This window comes from Endothiovibrio diazotrophicus (assembly GCF_054657215.1).
On the sequence record NZ_BAAHXB010000004.1, the window covers coordinates 1 to 15,801 of the forward strand.

19 protein-coding genes are annotated in these 15,801 nt (G+C 68.4%); 2 read left to right on the forward strand and 17 right to left on the reverse strand.

Annotation, left to right across the window (positions count from 1 at the left end):
- Window positions 1-134 precede the first annotated feature (134 nt).
- On the reverse strand, window positions 135-1,064 hold the full coding sequence (locus tag ACYQ2W_RS01875) for an exopolyphosphatase (RefSeq protein ID WP_459862843.1): 930 nt from the start codon (window positions 1,062-1,064) through the stop codon (window positions 135-137).
- A gap of 192 nt (window positions 1,065-1,256) precedes the next feature.
- Between ACYQ2W_RS01875 and ACYQ2W_RS01880 the strand changes: the two genes are divergently transcribed.
- Entirely contained in the window at window positions 1,257-2,570 is a 1,314-nt protein-coding gene (locus tag ACYQ2W_RS01880; protein WP_459862845.1) for a chloride channel protein, read from the forward strand.
- Here ACYQ2W_RS01880 and bioD read toward each other — a convergent pair.
- The 5 genes from bioD to ACYQ2W_RS01905 all read right to left on the reverse strand — a co-directional run bounded on the left by bioD (window position 2,555) and on the right by ACYQ2W_RS01905 (window position 6,306).
- The gene (gene bioD, locus ACYQ2W_RS01885; RefSeq protein ID WP_459862847.1) at window positions 2,555-3,214 is read right to left on the reverse strand and encodes a dethiobiotin synthase; all 660 of its coding nucleotides are present in this window, start codon (window positions 3,212-3,214) and stop codon (window positions 2,555-2,557) included. The two genes, ACYQ2W_RS01880 and bioD, sit on opposite strands and share 16 nt — an antisense overlap.
- Window positions 3,215-3,234: 20 nt before the next feature.
- Window positions 3,235-3,783: a hypothetical protein gene (locus ACYQ2W_RS01890; protein ID WP_459862849.1), complete on the reverse strand. Its 549-nt coding sequence runs from the start codon at window positions 3,781-3,783 to the stop codon at window positions 3,235-3,237.
- An 86-nt stretch (window positions 3,784-3,869) separates the two neighbouring features.
- On the reverse strand, window positions 3,870-4,421 hold the full coding sequence (locus ACYQ2W_RS01895) for a hypothetical protein (protein WP_459862851.1): 552 nt from the start codon (window positions 4,419-4,421) through the stop codon (window positions 3,870-3,872).
- A 116-nt stretch (window positions 4,422-4,537) separates the two neighbouring features.
- Window positions 4,538-5,407 carry a malonyl-ACP O-methyltransferase BioC gene (gene bioC / locus ACYQ2W_RS01900; protein ID WP_459862852.1) on the reverse strand — a complete coding sequence of 290 codons (870 nt, stop codon included), beginning with the start codon at window positions 5,405-5,407 and terminating at the stop codon, window positions 4,538-4,540.
- A gap of 200 nt (window positions 5,408-5,607) precedes the next feature.
- Window positions 5,608-6,306, reverse strand: coding sequence for an AraC family transcriptional regulator (locus ACYQ2W_RS01905; protein WP_459862854.1), 699 nt, complete (start codon window positions 6,304-6,306; stop codon window positions 5,608-5,610).
- On the opposite strand from ACYQ2W_RS01905, the gene ACYQ2W_RS01910 reads away from it, so the two are divergent.
- Entirely contained in the window at window positions 6,305-6,625 is a 321-nt protein-coding gene (locus ACYQ2W_RS01910) for a hypothetical protein (protein WP_459862856.1), read from the forward strand. The genes ACYQ2W_RS01905 and ACYQ2W_RS01910 overlap by 2 nt on opposite strands.
- 63 nt (window positions 6,626-6,688) lie before the next feature.
- Here the strand turns inward: ACYQ2W_RS01910 and ACYQ2W_RS01915 are convergent, their stop codons facing one another.
- From ACYQ2W_RS01915 to hisB, 11 genes are all read right to left on the reverse strand, one after another.
- Window positions 6,689-9,553, reverse strand: a complete 2,865-nt coding sequence (locus tag ACYQ2W_RS01915) for a class I adenylate cyclase domain-containing protein (protein WP_459862858.1) — start codon at window positions 9,551-9,553, stop codon at window positions 6,689-6,691.
- Between the two features lie 2 nt (window positions 9,554-9,555).
- Window positions 9,556-9,918 carry a nucleotide pyrophosphohydrolase gene (locus ACYQ2W_RS01920; protein ID WP_459862860.1) on the reverse strand — a complete coding sequence of 121 codons (363 nt, stop codon included), beginning with the start codon at window positions 9,916-9,918 and terminating at the stop codon, window positions 9,556-9,558.
- Between the two features lie 114 nt (window positions 9,919-10,032).
- Entirely contained in the window at window positions 10,033-11,010 is a 978-nt protein-coding gene (gene tatC / locus ACYQ2W_RS01925) for a twin-arginine translocase subunit TatC (protein ID WP_459862862.1), read from the reverse strand.
- Window positions 10,988-11,371 carry a Sec-independent protein translocase protein TatB gene (tatB, locus tag ACYQ2W_RS01930; protein WP_459862864.1) on the reverse strand — a complete coding sequence of 128 codons (384 nt, stop codon included), beginning with the start codon at window positions 11,369-11,371 and terminating at the stop codon, window positions 10,988-10,990. The genes tatC and tatB overlap by 23 nt, the downstream gene beginning before the upstream one ends.
- A gap of 31 nt (window positions 11,372-11,402) precedes the next feature.
- Window positions 11,403-11,639 carry a Sec-independent protein translocase subunit TatA gene (gene tatA / locus ACYQ2W_RS01935; RefSeq protein WP_459862866.1) on the reverse strand — a complete coding sequence of 79 codons (237 nt, stop codon included), beginning with the start codon at window positions 11,637-11,639 and terminating at the stop codon, window positions 11,403-11,405.
- A 52-nt stretch (window positions 11,640-11,691) separates the two neighbouring features.
- Entirely contained in the window at window positions 11,692-12,015 is a 324-nt protein-coding gene (locus ACYQ2W_RS01940; RefSeq protein ID WP_459862868.1) for a phosphoribosyl-ATP diphosphatase, read from the reverse strand.
- 125 nt (window positions 12,016-12,140) lie between these two features.
- On the reverse strand, window positions 12,141-12,536 hold the full coding sequence (hisI, locus tag ACYQ2W_RS01945) for a phosphoribosyl-AMP cyclohydrolase (protein WP_459862870.1): 396 nt from the start codon (window positions 12,534-12,536) through the stop codon (window positions 12,141-12,143).
- Between the two features lie 105 nt (window positions 12,537-12,641).
- Window positions 12,642-13,415: an imidazole glycerol phosphate synthase subunit HisF gene (hisF, locus tag ACYQ2W_RS01950; RefSeq protein WP_459862872.1), complete on the reverse strand. Its 774-nt coding sequence runs from the start codon at window positions 13,413-13,415 to the stop codon at window positions 12,642-12,644.
- Between the two features lie 168 nt (window positions 13,416-13,583).
- The gene (gene hisA / locus ACYQ2W_RS01955) at window positions 13,584-14,327 is read right to left on the reverse strand and encodes a 1-(5-phosphoribosyl)-5-[(5-phosphoribosylamino)methylideneamino]imidazole-4-carboxamide isomerase (protein WP_459862874.1); all 744 of its coding nucleotides are present in this window, start codon (window positions 14,325-14,327) and stop codon (window positions 13,584-13,586) included.
- Window positions 14,328-14,387: 60 nt separating this feature from the next.
- Window positions 14,388-15,035, reverse strand: a complete 648-nt coding sequence (gene hisH, locus ACYQ2W_RS01960; protein ID WP_459862876.1) for an imidazole glycerol phosphate synthase subunit HisH — start codon at window positions 15,033-15,035, stop codon at window positions 14,388-14,390.
- A 33-nt stretch (window positions 15,036-15,068) separates the two neighbouring features.
- Window positions 15,069-15,662, reverse strand: a complete 594-nt coding sequence (gene hisB / locus ACYQ2W_RS01965) for an imidazoleglycerol-phosphate dehydratase HisB (RefSeq protein WP_459862878.1) — start codon at window positions 15,660-15,662, stop codon at window positions 15,069-15,071.
- Window positions 15,663-15,801: the final 139 nt, after the last annotated feature.

Sequence of the window (15,801 nt, forward strand, 5' to 3'; positions counted from 1 at the left end):
CCTAGGCCGCGATGGTTCGAAGTGGTGAGCCATAGGTCGACTGGCGGGGGTAGGCGGAACCGGCGTCATCGCGGCCTAAGGGCCGCTCCTACAGGGGGTCGCGTGCAACATTTCGGGTAAAACGCGCTAGCGTTTCACCCGTCGGCGTTGATCTTGGCGATCAGTTCCTGCAACACCGCCTCGGCCCGCTCGTTCTCCACCTGGCAGGTGCCGGCCGCCTGGTGGCCGCCGCCACCGTACTGGAGCATCAGCTCGCCGACGTTGGTCTGCGAGCTGCGGTCGAAGATCGACTTGCCGGTGGCGAACACGGTGTTCTGCTGCTTCAGCCCCCACAGCACGTGGATCGAGATGTTGCACTGTGGGTAGAGGGCGTAAATCATGAAGCGGTTGCCCGCCCAGATGTTCTCTTCGTTGCGCAGGTCGAGCACCACCAGGTTGCCGTGGACGGTGGCGCAGCGGCTCACCTGCTCCTTGAACTTCTCCTCCTGCTCGAAGTAGAGCTCCACCCGCTCCTTGACGTCGGGCAGTTGCAGGATCTCGTCGATGCCGTGGTTCTTGCAGTAGTCGATCAGATCCATCATCAGCGCGTAGTTGGAGATGCGGAACTCGCGGAAGCGGCCCAGCCCGGTGCGCGCATCCATCAGGAAGTTGAGCAGCACCCACCCCTTGGCCTCCAGCACCTCCTCCTTGGTGAACTGGGCGGCGTCGCCCTTGTCCACCGCCTCCATCATCTCGTCCCACTCCACCGGGAAGGCCTCGTGGCCGCCGTAGTGGCGCCACACCACCCGCGCCGCCGAGGGGGCCTCGGGGTCGATGATGTGGTTGTCGTGCCGTTCGTTGCGGATCGTTTCCGAAAGATGGTGGTCGAAGGCGAGGTGGACCCCGTCGACGTAGGGCAGGTTGGTGGTGATATCGCGGGCGGAGATGTCGATCTTGCCGTCCTGCATGTCCTTGGGGTGGACGAAGGTGATGTCGTCGAGCAGGTCGAGGTGCTTGAGCAGCACCGCGCAGACCAGGCCGTCGAAATCGGATCGGGTGACCAAGCGGAACTTGGAATCGGACATGGGCGGCTCCTCCAAAAAAATCGGCTTCCGGGAATTGTCGGCGAATGATACTGACTCCTCCAAATAGAGACCACACCCGCCCTTTCCACAATAAATACGGTTTTTCGCCTCTTCACCGGGCAACCGCCGCCCGAACCCCCTGTTTCCTCGGGTTATACTGATACGCCGCCCATTCCCCCCGCGAAAAATCGTATGAGAAAGTTTCGTCATTCCGGCCGCCAGCTCCTCTCCGCCCGCGCCTGGCGCACCCGCCTCGCCTTCTGGGGGGGCGCGGTGGTGGTGGGGCTGGCGGCGGTGATGCTGGCCGACGGGGCGGAGTTGGCCGACGGCTGGTTCCGCGGCGTGGTCCACGACCACCCGCTGCTCACCTTCCTCCTCACCCCGCTCGGTTTCGCTCTGGCCGTGTGGCTCACCCGCGCCTTCTTCCAGGGGGCCCAGGGGAGCGGCATCCCGCAGACCATGGCCGCCCTCGATCCGAAACACGCCGCCCTGCGCGATACCCTGCTCACCTTCCGCATCGCCGTCGGCAAGGGGTTGATGGTGCTGCTCGGCCTTGCCTCCGGAGCCTCCATCGGCCGCGAGGGACCCACCGTGCACATCGGTGCGGCGATCATGAACTCGCTGCGCAAGGTCGCCCACTTCCCCCACCACGACCTCTCCCGCGGGCTGGTGGTGGCCGGCGGCGCGGCGGGGGTGGCGGCGGCCTTCAACACCCCGCTGGCCGGACTGGTCTTCGCCATCGAGGAGCTTTCGCGCACCTACGAGCAGAAGGTCAGCGGCACGGTGCTGCTGGCGATTCTGGTGGCCGGCGTGGTCAGCGTCGGGCTGCTTGGCAACTACGACTACTTCGGCCGGGTGATCACCAACGTCGCCCCGATCGATCTGCTGACCCCGGCGCTGGCCGCCGGCGTCGTCGGTGGGGTGCTCGGCGGCGGATTCACCGCGGCGCTGATCTACGGGGTGCGGCGGGCGGCGCCGTGGCAGCGGAGCCGGCCGCTGACCGTCGCACTGCTGCTCGGGCTGGCGATGGCGACCCTCGGCTACCTCTCCGGCGGGGCGGTCTACGGCACCGGCTATGGCGAGGCGAAGGCGCTGCTTGCCGGCGAGGGTGGCGGTGGCCTGCTGTATGCGTTGGAGAAGGGGCTGGCGACCCTGGTCTCCTATTGGAGCGGCATCCCCGGCGGGCTGTTCGCGCCCTCGCTCTCGGTGGGGGCCGGGTTGGGCGGGGCGCTCGCCGGGTGGTTTCCGCACATCGCCTTCCCGGCGGTGGCCCTGCTCGGCATGGCGGGCTACTTCTCCGGGGTGATGCAGACGCCGATCACCGCCGCGGTGATCCTGATGGAGATGACCGACGACCAGGCGATCTTCCTGCCGCTGCTCGGTGCCTCGCTGATCGCCAGCGGCATCTCCCGCCACATCGCCCATACCCCGATCTACCACGCGCTGATGGAGACCTTCCTGGCCAACCTGCCGGCGGCGAAGGATTCGGATCAGACCGTCAGGTAGGGCGCCGCCGACCGCCCCGGGCCCAGGTGCGGCACGGTGCCGAGAAGGCGTGCGTCGAGGCGCTCTGCGAGGGTCTGGACGTTCTCCCGGTGGCAGGGGGTCTCGCCGTCGACGAGGTTGGCGATCCAGCCGTGCAGCGGCAGGCCGCGGGCGCGGATCGCCTCGACGGTGAGCAGTGCGTGGTTGAGGCAGCCGAGGCGGATCGCCACCACCAGCACTACCGGCAGGTCGAGGGCGACGGCCAGATCGGCCAGGTTTTCATGCCGGTTGAGGGGCACCAGCCAGCCCCCCGCGCCCTCGACCACCACTCGTCCGACCTCGGCCTCCAGCGCGCGATAGTGCTCCAGCAGTTCCGCCACGGTCATCTCCACCCCGGCCGCCGCGGCCGCCAGGTGAGGGGCGATGGCGGGGGCGAAGGCGTAGGGATTGATCCGCTCGTAGGGGAGGAGGGGGGCGCCGGCGCCCTGCAGGGCGAGGGCGTCGTCGTTGCGCAGGCCGGCGGCGGTGCGTTCGCAGCCGGCGGCCACCGGCTTGAAACCGGCCACCGGTCGGCCGTCACCGCGTAGCCGTTCGATCAGCGCGACGGCGATGCGGCTCTTGCCGACGCCGGTGTCGGTGCCGGTGACGAAGAGGCCACGCCCCAAGCCGGATGGCCCCGTCGGGCTCAGATGACGTACCCGGCCAGCTCGAGGGTGGCGGGATAGTAGACGCCGTTGATGGTGACGCCCCCGCTGGCCGAGACCGGGGTGAGGGCGTCGCTGTATTCGATGGTGAAGTTGTCGTAGGTGACGGTGTAGGTCCCGCCGTAGATGGTGTAGGTGACCGGGCCGTCGGTCATCGCCACGGTGACGCTGGAGAAGCTGCCGGCGGTGAGGTCGCCGGAGAGCTGTATCGTGCCGTTGGCGGTGCCGTTGACGGTGACGCCGGGGGAGAGGCCATAGCTGGAGTAGGTGATGGTGCCGCTGACCGTAACGCTCGTGGTGCCGGTGAAGCAGCCCTGGCCGGCGAGGGTGGCGGTGCCGCCCTGGGCGCCGGGGATGTCGCGGGTGTAGGGGGTGCAGGCGGAGATGCGGCGCTGGGGGTTGCCCGCCGATGCCTGGCCGATGAGGTCGGAGAGGACCGGTGTCAGGTCCAGCGCGCCGGCGGTGGGCGCGACGAGCAGTGAAAGGATGGCCAGCAGCAGCGCGGGGAGCGGGGCGGAGAGGCGTTTCATGGTTCCTCCTAAAAGGGGGGCTGAGAGCCGCCGAGGCGGGGCCCGCGCCCCTTGTTCGGGGCGTGGGCCTTTCCGGGGTGCCGTGACTACAGCAGGTACGGAGCGAGGGCGAGTTCCATGGGAATCGCGACGCCGTCGACGGTGATGGTGCCGGTGACCTGGGTCGCCTGCAGCGAGCCGCTGCTCATGTCATATCCCACGGCGACGGAATCGAACGAGACGGTGTGGGTTTCGCCGCCGATGGTGTAGGTCAACGGGCCGCCGTGGAAGGCGATGGCCAGTTGGGTCTCGCCCTGGATGGCGATGACCACCGCGACGCTGCCGTCGATCGTCACCCCGGCGACCGACGAGTAGCTGGCGTAGGCGAGCAGCGAGGACATCTCCAGATATTGGGTCTCGGTGTTGACGCAGAGTTCGCCGGAGGTGGAGGCGGTGCCGCCGTAGGCGCCCGGGATGGTGGCCGAGAACGGCTGGCACGCGGCGGCGCGGCGGTCACTGGGGGTCGGCGCCTGGGCGATGATCTCCGAGAACAGTTGGGTTACGCCGGGGCCAGCGGCCTCGCCGGCCTGGACGGACGGGAGGAGGGCGAACTGGGCAAGCATCAGCACGGCGATGAGTCGGGCGGCAAACGCGGTCATTGGATCGGGTTCCTTGTTTGGATAGTGGGTTGGAGGCGAAACGAGGCATCTCCGACGGGGCGGCAAGCCCTATCTCGCCATGAATACATACCCGGAAAGTGGCGGGAAATCCACACCTAACCGGTGCGGATGGCGCGCCGGAGTCGATCGAGGGGATAGGTGGCCGGCTCGTCCGGCCGGGCCGCCGAGGCGCCGTCGGTGGCCCAGGCGTGGCCGTAGACCACCTCATAGGTCGCCGGCAGCCGCCCATCGCTGCGGAATCGTTCATAGGCATCGGCCATCGCCCGCAGCCGTGCCCGGCCGGTGAGACCGTGGGCGCGGCCGGCGGTGACGTTGTGGGCGCCCATCTCCTTGAGGTCGCGCATCAGCCCGCTCACCTCGTCGTAGGTGAGGGTGAAGGTCTGCTGGTCGACCACCGGCTCGGCCCAGCCGGCGCGCATCAGGGCGTCGCCGACGTCGTGCAGGTCGGTGAAGGCGTTGACGTGGGAGCGGCCGTCCACCTGTGCCCAGGCGGCGCGCAGTTCGCGCAGGGTATCGGGGCCGAAGGTGGTGAACATCAGCAGGCCGCCGGGGCGCGCCACCCGCAACAGCCCGCGCAGGCTCCCCTCCAGGTCGAGGCACCACTGCAGGGTGAGGTTGGAGAGGATCAGCTCCGCGGAGTGGCCGGCCAGCGGCAGCGCCTCCAGGTCGCCGCAGACCGCGGCGAGCCCCGGCGAGCGCCGTTGGGCCGCCTGGAGCATCGGCAGGGCGAAGTCGAGGGCGACCACCTCGGCTGCCGGATAGCGCTCGCGCAGCGCGGCCGACACCCGGCCGGTGCCGCAGCCCAGGTCGTAGATCCGCTGGGGGGAGAGCTTGACGAAGTCGAGCCGTTCGACCAGCCGGCTGGCCACCTCCTTCTGCAGCACCGCGGCGCGGTCGTAGGTGGGCGCGGCGCGGGAGAAGGCGGCGCGGACCAGGGTCTTGTCGATGTGGTGGGGTTCGCTCATGGGGGCGTTATTCTAACCGGAAGGGCCCGGGTGTGCTGGACGGTGCCGTTCTTCGTGGGCCGCCGCTGCCGCGGCGACGTAAACGGGGGCAGCGGCCGAAAATTTCGCATTGAACGTTACCGAACGGAACACGACGCTCGGCGAAGCCCTCGTAACCCCACCCCCGCAGCTTCCGTTCGCGTCGCCGCGGTAGCGACGATCTACGGGGACGACGGCGGGGGCCGGCCATCAACGCGGCGCAGGCGGCTCGGCGGAAAGCCCAGCTCGCGGTGGAACATCGCGACGAAGGCGCTCGGCGAGCGATAGCCCAGGTCGAGGGCGACGCGGGTCACCGCGTGGCCCCGCTGCAGCCGCTCCACCCCTTCGATCAGCCGCAGGCGGGTGCGCCACTGGCCGAAGGCGAGGCCGGTTTCGCGCCGGAAGGCGCGTGCCAGGGTGCGCGCGGAGGCCCCCGCCTCGGCGGCCCACGCCTCCAGGCCGCGCGGATCGGCCGGATCCTCGATCAGCCGGTCGATCACCCGCCGTACCCGCGGGTCGCGGGCCAGCGGCAGGTGCAGCGGTGCCGGGGCGAGCCGGGCCAGCTCGTCGAGGAGTACCGCGCCGAGCCGCTGCTCCGGTCCCTCCCGGGGAAACGCCTCGCCGATCCCGGCGAGGCGCGGGATCAGCGCGCGAGCCAGCGCCGTGAGGTTGAGCACCCGGCATTGTCGGGGCAGCGACGCGGCGGCCGCGGGGTCGACGAATACCGCGTGGACGGTGAGGGGCGTGCGCGCGATCACCGCGTGCTCCAGTCCGGCGGGGACCCACACCGCCTGATCGGCGGGGACGCTCCAGCTCCCCTCGGCGGTGATCACCCGCAGCGGCCCGTCGGCGGCGTGGATCAGCTGGGCGCGACGGTGCATGTGGGGGCGTATCCGCCGCCCCGCCGCCAGCGCCACCTGCCGGCCCACCCTGCCCGGGGTGCCGGCGGTGCTGACGCCGCTGGCCGAGCGGTTGGCGGATCTCACCGGCGCGCCGCTGGAGTCGGTGCTGATGACTCAGGTGGTGGGCTTTTCCGCGCCGCTCTTCCCCTATCAGTCGCCGCCGCTGGTGCTGGCCCTGGCGTTGTCCGGGGAGCGGCTGGGGCGGGCGATTCGCCTGGGCGTGGCGCTGAGTGTCGCCTCCTGGCTGTTGCTGATCCCGCTGGACTACCTGTGGTGGCGGTTGCTGGGGTGGTGGTGAGGTGTCTTGCGGGTGGGGCGACTGCCGACGGCGGGATCCCGGGACCGTGGTGGGGGAGGGGGCTCAGAGGTTGCGCAGCGCCTCGTTGAGGCGGTCTTCGATGCGCTTCTTGTAGGTGAGGAAGTGGATGGTCTGCACCCCGCCGTCGCCGGTGGCGCGGCCGAGCAGGCGGGTGATGTCGATGTCGGTGATGTAGATCGGGTAGCGCTCGCCGCTCTTGCGCCGGCTGAGGATGTTGGCGGCGACCACGTTGAACAGCCGGTCGCCGTGCTCCAGCGAGGAGAACTCCTCGTCGTTGCAGTAGATGGTGAGCTGGCTGCGCTTGTCCTCCAGCGCCTCGGCGATCACCTGCACCTGGAAATAGCGGCGCCCGCCGCCGTTGTCCACCGCCTCCGGGGAGAGGCCGTAGCGCCCCTCCTTGCCCTTGGTGATGCGGTAGTACTCCACCAGTTCGTTGCCGCCGTCGATGCCGCGTCGTGGCAGCACCGCCTCGAAGAAGCGGTGGAAGTGGCTGAGCAGCGCCTGATCGTTGTCGAAGGCCATCAGCTGGTGGAACAGTGAGCCCCGTTCGTCGAGCAGGTAGACGTCGGCCTGGGCGCCTAGGGCGTGGAAGAAGAACTGCACCGTCCCCTCGCGGTTGAGCTTGAGCAGGTGGGGCAGCGGGGTGCCGATCAGCGCCCACGGGTTGCCGGTGGTGCGGGAGAAGCGGGCGGCGGGGGCGGCGAGCAGCGCGAGCACCCCCTCGTAGTTGTCGGCGGACTGGTACTGGGCGCGGCCGTCGATGAAGCGCAGGAGGTGGAAGGTGCGCTGGAAGCGGAAGATGTAGCGCGGTTCCGGGGCGTCGTAGAGGGCGTCGGAGAGGTGTTGGAAGAGCTCTTCGAAGCGGCGGGCGAACAGCGGGCCGCGCTCCGAGGAGTAGCAGTGGACGCGGATCTGCGGCGGTTTGGGGCTTCCCTCGGGGAACCAGGAGAGGTAGTCGCGCAGGCACTCGGCCAGCGCCTCGTCCCCCTGGTAGCGGAAGGTAAGCACCTCGCGGCGGTTGGTGGCGACCACTAGGTCGAAGGTCTCGGCCAGGGTCTCGTTGCGCGAGCCGTAGCTGAAGACGTCGATGGCGTCGCTGCTCAGGTGGATCCCCTTGCGGGTGCGGCGGGTCAGCGGGTCGATCCGGCCGGTGTTGATGAACAGCGCGGCGCGCTCCACGGTGGCCGGGCGGGAGAAGGCCTCGGCGTCGGCATCGGGGAGCTTGCCGTTGGGGGCGAGCTCCTGGAAGCCCTCGATCAGGCTGCGCAGCTCGCGCTGCTCCACCAGCCCCTCGGGGGGGTTGAGGGCGAACAGGGTGCGCGGGTTGTAGAGGCGGTTGAAGTGGACCCAGGCGAGTAGCTCGATGAAGCCGGCGGCGCGTTTCAGGGGGGCCGGGTCGAGGTGTTTGATGTCGCCGCGGTGGAGGGTGTAGCCGCTGGTCGTCGCGTTGCTGTTGAGGTTGGCCAGCGCCGGGGCGGCGGCGAAGGGATTGACGCCGTGGGTGTCGGCGCCCACCGGCTGGTTGAACAGCAGGTGGGATTCGGCGATCTGGGCGTCGGGGTCGAAGTTGAGCAGTTCGACCTTGCCCCCCTTGCGCTCGAAGGCGGCGTAGAGCTTCTGGCGCAGCAGGCCGAAACGGGCGAGCGCTTCCTTCACGCCCTCGCCTTGGGTCCGGCCGAAGGCGGAGAGGGCGCGAAAGCATTGGCTGAGGACGCCGACCAGGAACTGGCGTTCGTCCACCACCCGCTCCAGCCGCCATTCGTCACGCTCGTCGAGGTCGGTGAAACGGGCCGCCTCCCAGTCCCACCGACCACTCAGCTCGAGAATCAGCTCGCGGCGCCAATCCTCGTCGCCCTCCTGCCCGTTGTTGGCCGCGCGTCCCTTTCCGCTCAGCCGCACGCCGGACTGGATGTAGAGGGCGCGGCGCAGGGCGTCGAGGCGGTCGCCCCGCTCTTCACCGGAGAGGTGGCGGGCGGCGAGATGGTAGGTGAGGATCAGGGGGTCGAGGCGGGAGACGGCGGTCTCGCCGCGGTAGACCGCCTCCTTGAGGCGCTCGGAGAGGAGCCGGAAGCCGGCGGCGGCCTCCGCGTAGGCCTCGGCCAGGAGGATCCGCGGGAGCATCCGGTAGGGGCGGTCGATGCCGCTGAACATCCACTCGGTGGCGGCGCCGAAGAGCTCCTCGGCGGTGATCGGCTGGACCGGGCCGAGATCCACCAGCTCGTGCTCGGCCAGCGGGTCTTCGGCGCTCAGCTCGGCGATCCGCTGCCCGGCGTCGCCGCTGTAGTCCGGCGGCAGGAACCACCACAGCGGTTTGCGTCCGCCGAGCCACAGTCCCTGGGTGTAGAGGGTGTCGAGGTCGAGCCGCGGCCAGCGCCGCCCCTGGCGCTGGCCGGCGGAGTGGCCGCGGCGGCCGGCGCGCAGCGCGGCGGGGTCGATCAGCCGCACGGTGAGCTCGATCTCCTGCTCCTCGTACCAGGTCACCACGGCCCGGCTCTTCTCCAGCAGGGCGTCGCGCGGGCCGCTGTCGAGGCCGTCGGCGGCGATCAGCCAGAGGTCGAAGCGAGGGGTGTCGGCGCGGGCGAGCAGGCCGTAGTTGCCGACGACGAAGGCGGCGTGGAGATCATAGCTGCGGCGGGCGCCGGGGCGATACTCGGGACCGCCGGCGGCCTTCACCAGCCGTTTGGCGGCCTCGGTGGCGACCCGTCCGGGCTGGAAGTCGGGAAAACCGGCGGCCGGTTCCGCATCGCTCTCCTGGAGGAAGCCGGGCAGGAACGGGTCGTTCTGGTGGAAGAGCAGCGGCAGCAGGTCCACCAGCCCCTCGCGGGTGGTGCCCAGCTCTTCGCGGACGCGGGCGAGGCGCGCCTCGTTGAGCAGCAGGAAGCGACGTTTGACGCTGGCCGGGTCCATCGTCAGTGGTCGTATTCGTCGGCGCGGCGGGCGTCGCCGCGGACCCGCTCGGCGGGATAGCGGGTCTCGTTGATCGCGATCTTGCGCCGGGCGCTGTCGATCAGGTCGACGCCCAGCCTGTCGGCGATGCGGATCAGGTAGATCTGGATGTCGGCCAGTTCCATGGCCACCTCTTCGAGCTTGTCCGCCGGCAGGGCGGCGCTCTGCTCCGGGGTCAGCCACTGGAAGTGTTCCACCAGCTCGGCGGCCTCGGCGATCAGCGCCATGGAGAGATTCTTGGGGGTGTGGAAGGGCTCCCACGCCCGTTCGGCGGCGAACTGTGCCAAGCGCTCGCGCAGTCCTTCCAACGAGTCGTTTCCGGCCACGGCCTCGTCCTCTTGTTCTTTTGAAGACGGCTCGCGGCCGTCGAACGTATCCAACGAATTATGCAGGGAACGGGGCCGTTTGCCACGTTGGGGCGCTTCGGCGGGCGCCGTTGCTCAGCCAGCGGTCGGTTTCCCTGCGTCGGGCTCTGGGGGCCTCGGGGTGCCCTCGTCGCCCAGCTCGTCCAGCTCATTCTGCCAAGCGGTTTCGTCCTCCGGGCGTACCCGCGCGGCGGCCGGATCGGGCTCGTCCAGCGCCTCCTCGGCGGCCTCCGCCTGTTGGAGCTCGTACTCCAGCTCCTCTTCGCCGGGGTCGCCGTCGGTCCCGTCTTTAGCGGCGGGGACGGCGAAGCGTGCGGAGAAGAACAGTCCCAGCTCGAACAGCATCCACATCGGTATCGCCAGCAGGGTCTGGGAGATGGCGTCCGGTGGGGTCAGCAGCATGCCGATGACGAAGGCGCCGACGATGATGTAGGGGCGCTTGCTGCGCAGGCTGTCAGGAGTGGTGAGTCCCACCTTGCACAGCAGGAAGGTGGCGATCGGCACCTCGAAGGCGAAGCCGAAGGCGAAAAACAGGGTGAGGACGAAGTCGAGGTAGCGGGCGATGTCGGTCATCACCGAGACCCCTTCGGGGGCGCTGCCGGTGAGGAAGGCGAAGATCAGCGGGAAGACCACGAAGTAGGCGAAGGTGGCGCCGCTGTAGAAGAGGACCACGCTGGAGACCAGCAGTGGGATGGCGAAACGTTTCTCGTGGCGATAGAGGCCGGGGGCGATGAAGGCCCACATCTGGTGGAGGATGTAGGGCATGGCGAGGAACACCGCCGCCACCATCGCCAGCTTGAACGGGGTGAAGAAGGGGCTGGCGACGTCGATCGCCACCATCGAGGCGTTGGCCGGCAGGTGGCGCATCAGCGGCGCGGCCAGCAGGGTGTAGAGATCGTTGGAAAAGGGGAAGAGAAGGAGGAAGGCCGCCAGCACGCCGAGCACCGCCCGCATCAGCCGGTCGCGCAACTCCACCAGATGCGAGAGGAACGGCATCTCCTCCTCGACGGAGGCGTCGTCGTGGGGTGCTTCAGGCGGGGTGTTTGGGCTCATGGTCGCCGCTGGAGTGGGGGGCTTCGGGAGTGGTCTTGGTGGCCGTTGGGGAGAGATCGAGGGACTCCGCGGCGGTGGCTGCGGTGTCGTTGAGCGAGCGGTCGATCTCTGCGCCGGTCTGTTGGGTCTGTTCGATGATCTCGTGCACCGAGTCGATGCCGGCTTGCTTGGCGAGGTGGCGCTTCAGCTCCTCGGCGGCGATCTCCCGGTCCACCTCGGCCTTCAGGTTGGCGGCCATGCGCCGGGCACGGCCGACCCACCGCCCGGCGGTGCGGGCGAGACCGGGCAGCCGCTCGGGGCCGACCACCAGCAGGGTGACCACGCCGATCACCACCAGTTCGAAGAAGCCGATATCGAACATCGATCAGCGCCGTGACAGGGGGAGGCGGCGCTCAGGCCTTCTCCTTTTCCTTCTCCTTGGTCGCCTCACCTTCGATGGTGGTGCCCTCCTTGCTCTCCAGCTTCTGCGCGCCCTGTTCGGCATCGCCTTCGCGCATGGCGCCCTTGAAGCCCTTCACCGCGGCACCCAGGTCGGCGCCGACGTTGCGCAGCCGCTTGGCCCCGAAGATCACCAGTACGATGGCCAGGATGATCAGAAGCTGCCAGATACCGATACCGCCAACACCCATTGCTAGATACTCCGAAAACTGTGTGTAACAGGTTGAATTCCGTCGTCGGCCTTCAGCCGTCGCCGCGGCTCGCCTTCTCCTCCAGCCCGGAGAGGCCGAAGCGCCGATCCAGTTCGGCGAGCACCCGGTCGGGGCCGAGGCCGTAGTGGGCGAGCATCACCATCGAGTGGAACCAGAGGTCGGCGGTCTCGTAGACGATCTTGTCGGGATCGCCGTCCTTGGCCGCCATCACCGTCTCGGTGGCCTCTTCGCCGATCTTTTTCAGGATCGCGTCGGGGCCCTTGTGGTAGAGCCTGGCCACGTAGGAGCTGTCGGGGTCGGCCGACTTGCGCTCCTCCAGCACCTTGGCGAGGCCCGCCAGAATATCACGATTCACGCTTTGCGCCCCTCTGTCTGTTTTCGGGAAGAGCCCGGGGTTTCTAGGGGAATGCCACGGAGCCACGGAGGGCACGGAGCGGTCCGCGGTGATGCTCCGTGCCCTCCGTGGCTCCGTGGCGGATCTCATCCTGGTTTGGCTTGCCCGTAGATCGCTTTGGGGTCTTTGAGGACCGGGTCGGTTTCGGTCCATTGGCCTTCATCGAGGCGCCGGTAGAAGCACGACTCCCGCCCGGTATGACAGCTGATGCCGCCGATCTGTTCGATCTTCATCAGGATCACGTCGCCGTCGCAGTCGAGGCGCAGCTCGTGCACCTGCTGTACGTGACCCGACTCCTCGCCCTTGCGCCACAGTCTGCCGCGGGAGCGTGACCAGTAGACCGCACGGCCCTCCTCGACGGTGAGCGCCAGCGACTCGCGGTTCATCCAGGCGAACATCAGCACCTTGCCGCTGGCCGCGTCCTGCGCGATCACCGGCACCAGCCCGTCCTCGGTCCACCTGATCTCGTCCAGCCAGTTCATCGTTCTACGCCCTGGATAAAGACGCAGAGGACGCAGAGACGCGGAGAACGCAAAGAGTTCGAAAACTCTTCTCTGCGTTCTCCGCGTCTCTGCGTTCTCCGCGTTTTACAACCGAACCTCAATACCGGCCTCCGCCATGCGGCGTTTGGCCTGCTCGATGGTGTATTCGCCGAAGTGGAAGATGGAGGCGGCGAGTACCGCGTCGGCGTGGCCCTCGCTGACCCCCTCCACCAGGTGGTCGAGGTTGCCGACCCCGCCGGAGGCGATCACCGGTACCTCCACCGCGTCGCTGATGGTGCGGGTGAGCGGGAGGTCGAAGCCGGACTTGGTGCCGTCGCGGTCCATGCTGGTGAGCAGGATCTCGCCGGCCCCCAGGTCGGTCATCCTCTTCGCCCACTCCACCGCGTCGATACCGGTGCCCTTGCGTCCGCCGTGGGTGAAGATCTCCCACTTGAGCGGCTCGCCGGGACCGCTCACCTGCTTGGCGTCGATGGCGACGACGATGCACTGGGAGCCGAAGCGGGCGGCCGCCTCGCCGACGAACTCGGGGTTGAACACCGCCGCGGTGTTGATCGCCACCTTGTCGGCGCCGGCGTTGAGCAGCCGGCGCACGTCCTCGACCTTGCGGATGCCGCCACCGACGGTGAGCGGGATGAACACCGTGGAGGCCACCTCCTCGACCACATGGACGATGGTCTCGCGGTCGTCGGAGGAGGCGGTGATGTCGAGGAAGGTGAGTTCGTCGGCACCCTGCTCGTCGTAGCGCTGGGCCGCCTCCACCGGATCGCCGGCGTCGCGGATCTCGACGAACTTGACCCCCTTGACCACCCGCCCGTTGTCCACGTCGAGGCAGGGAATGATGCGTTTGGCTAGTCCCATGTATTGTAAAAAAGCCACGGAGGCACGGAGGGCACGGAGATCAGGTATGCCGTCGATGTGCTGTCGTGGCTGATTCCTCTATGTTCGGTTGGATGGGGCTGGTGGCCGCTCTACAGAGGTCGGAATCTGGAGACGATTCGACTCTCCGTGTTCTCCGTGTCTCCGTGGCTAATCTTTTCCGGCCAGCTCGTCGGCGAGGCGTTGACCCTCGGCGAAGTCGAGGCTGCCCTCGTAGATGGCCCGGCCGGTGATCGCGCCGGTGATCCCCTCGTGGGAGACTCCGGCCAGCGCGCGGATGTCGTCGAGGTTGGTGATGCCGCCGGAGGCGATCACCGGGATGGTGATCTCTCGGGCAAGCCGCGCGGTGGCCTCGACGTTGACCCCGCTCATCATGCCGTCGCGGGCGATGTCGGTGTAGACGATCGCCTCGACGCCGTCGTCCTGGAAGTGCTGCGCCATGTCGATGACGTCGTGCTTGGAGAGTTTCGACCAGCCGTCGACCGCCACCTTGCCGTCCTTCGCGTCGAGGCCGACGATGACGTGGCCGGGGAATTCGAGGCAGAGGTCCTTGACGAAGTGGGGCGCGGTGACCGCCTTGGTGCCGATGATCACGTACTGGACGCCGGCCTCCAGGTAGGTCTGCACGGTCTCCTCGTCGCGGATGCCGCCACCCACCTGGATCGGCAGGTCGGGGTGCCTTTCGGCGATGGCGCGGACCACGTCGATGTTCACCGGGCGGCCGGCGAAGGCGCCGTTGAGATCGACCAGGTGGAGCCGGCGGGCGCCCGCCTCCACCCAGCGGTCGGCCATGGCAACCGGGTCGTCGGAGAAGACGGTGTCGTCTTCCATGCGCCCCTGGCGCAGGCGTACGCACTTGCCGTCCTTAAGATCGATGGCGGGGATCAGCAGCATGACGGGACCTTGGTCGTTCCTTAAAAGTGGTTGATGGGGTGTCCGGCAATTCGCGTGGGATCAGCTCTGGCCGTCCCAACGAACGAAGTTGGCGAGCAACGCAATGCCGGCGTGCTGGCTCTTTTCGGGGTGGAACTGGGCGGCAAACAGATTGTCGTGGGCGAGCACCGAGCAGTAGCGCTGGCCGTAGACGGTGGAGCCGGTGACCACCGACGGGTCGGTCGGCTCTACATAATAACTATGCACGAAATAGAAGCGGCTCTCTGCGGCGATGCCCCGCCACAGCGGGTGGGTCGTCTCCTGATGGACCTGGTTCCAGCCCATCTGCGGGATCTTCAGGCGCTCGCCGTGATCGGGGTCGGTCATCCCGGCGGCGAAACGCCTCACCGTGCCTGGAATGATCCCCAGCAGATCGGTGCCACCCCCCTCCTCGCTGTGGTCGAGCAGCACCTGCATGCCCATGCAGATGCCGAGAAAGGGCTTGCTCGCCGCCGCCTCGCGCACCACCTCGGGGAGTTCATGGTGACGCAGCTCGTGCATGCAGTCGCGGGCCGCACCCTGGCCGGGGAAGAGCACGCGGTCGGCGGCGAGGATCGCCTCGGCGCGGTCGCTGACGATCACCCGGTCGCCATCGGCGACGTGCTCCAGGGCCTTGGTGACCGAGCGCAGGTTGCTCATGCCATAGTCGATGACGGCGATGGTTTGCATGGCGGAGGTTCGTAATCGGAATGGGGTGGGACGTCAGAGGCTGCCCTTGGTGGACGGCAGTATACCCTCCATCCGCGGGTCGGTCTCCAGCGCCATGCGCAGCGCCCGGCCGAAGGCCTTGAACAGGGTTTCGGCGATGTGGTGGCTGTTGCTGCCGCGCAGGCAGTCCAGGTGCAGGGTCACCCGGGCGTGGTTGACGAACCCCTGGAAGAATTCGTGGAACAGCTCCGTATCGAAGGTGCCGATCTTTTCCGTGGGGAAGGTGGCGTGAAACTCCAGGCCGGGGCGGCCGGAGAGGTCGATCACCACCCGGGAGAGCGCCTCGTCGAGGGGGACGTAGGCGTGGCCGTAGCGGCGGATGCCCTTTTTGTCGCCGACTGCTCGGGCGATCGCCTGACCGAGGGTGATGCCGAGGTCCTCCACCGTATGATGGGCATCGACCTCCAGGTCGCCCTGCGCCTCCACCTCCAGATCGATCAGGCCGTGGCGGGCGATCTGGTCCAGCATGTGGTCGAGGAAGGGCACGCCGCTGGCCAGCGTCGAACGGCCGTCGCCGTCGAGGTCGACGGTGACCTGGATGCGGGTTTCCAGCGTCTCGCGCCGGATGGTTGCGCTACGTTCGCCCATGGTGCCGTTGCTTCCCGTGAAGGCCGATCCGGAATGGAATCGCCAAGGATACCTTCAAGCGCCTTCCGAGGGAACCACCCCGACGCCTTAACCGAGGAAATTACTAAAGAAAAATAAGGGGGTTAGCACGTTTCGTCGG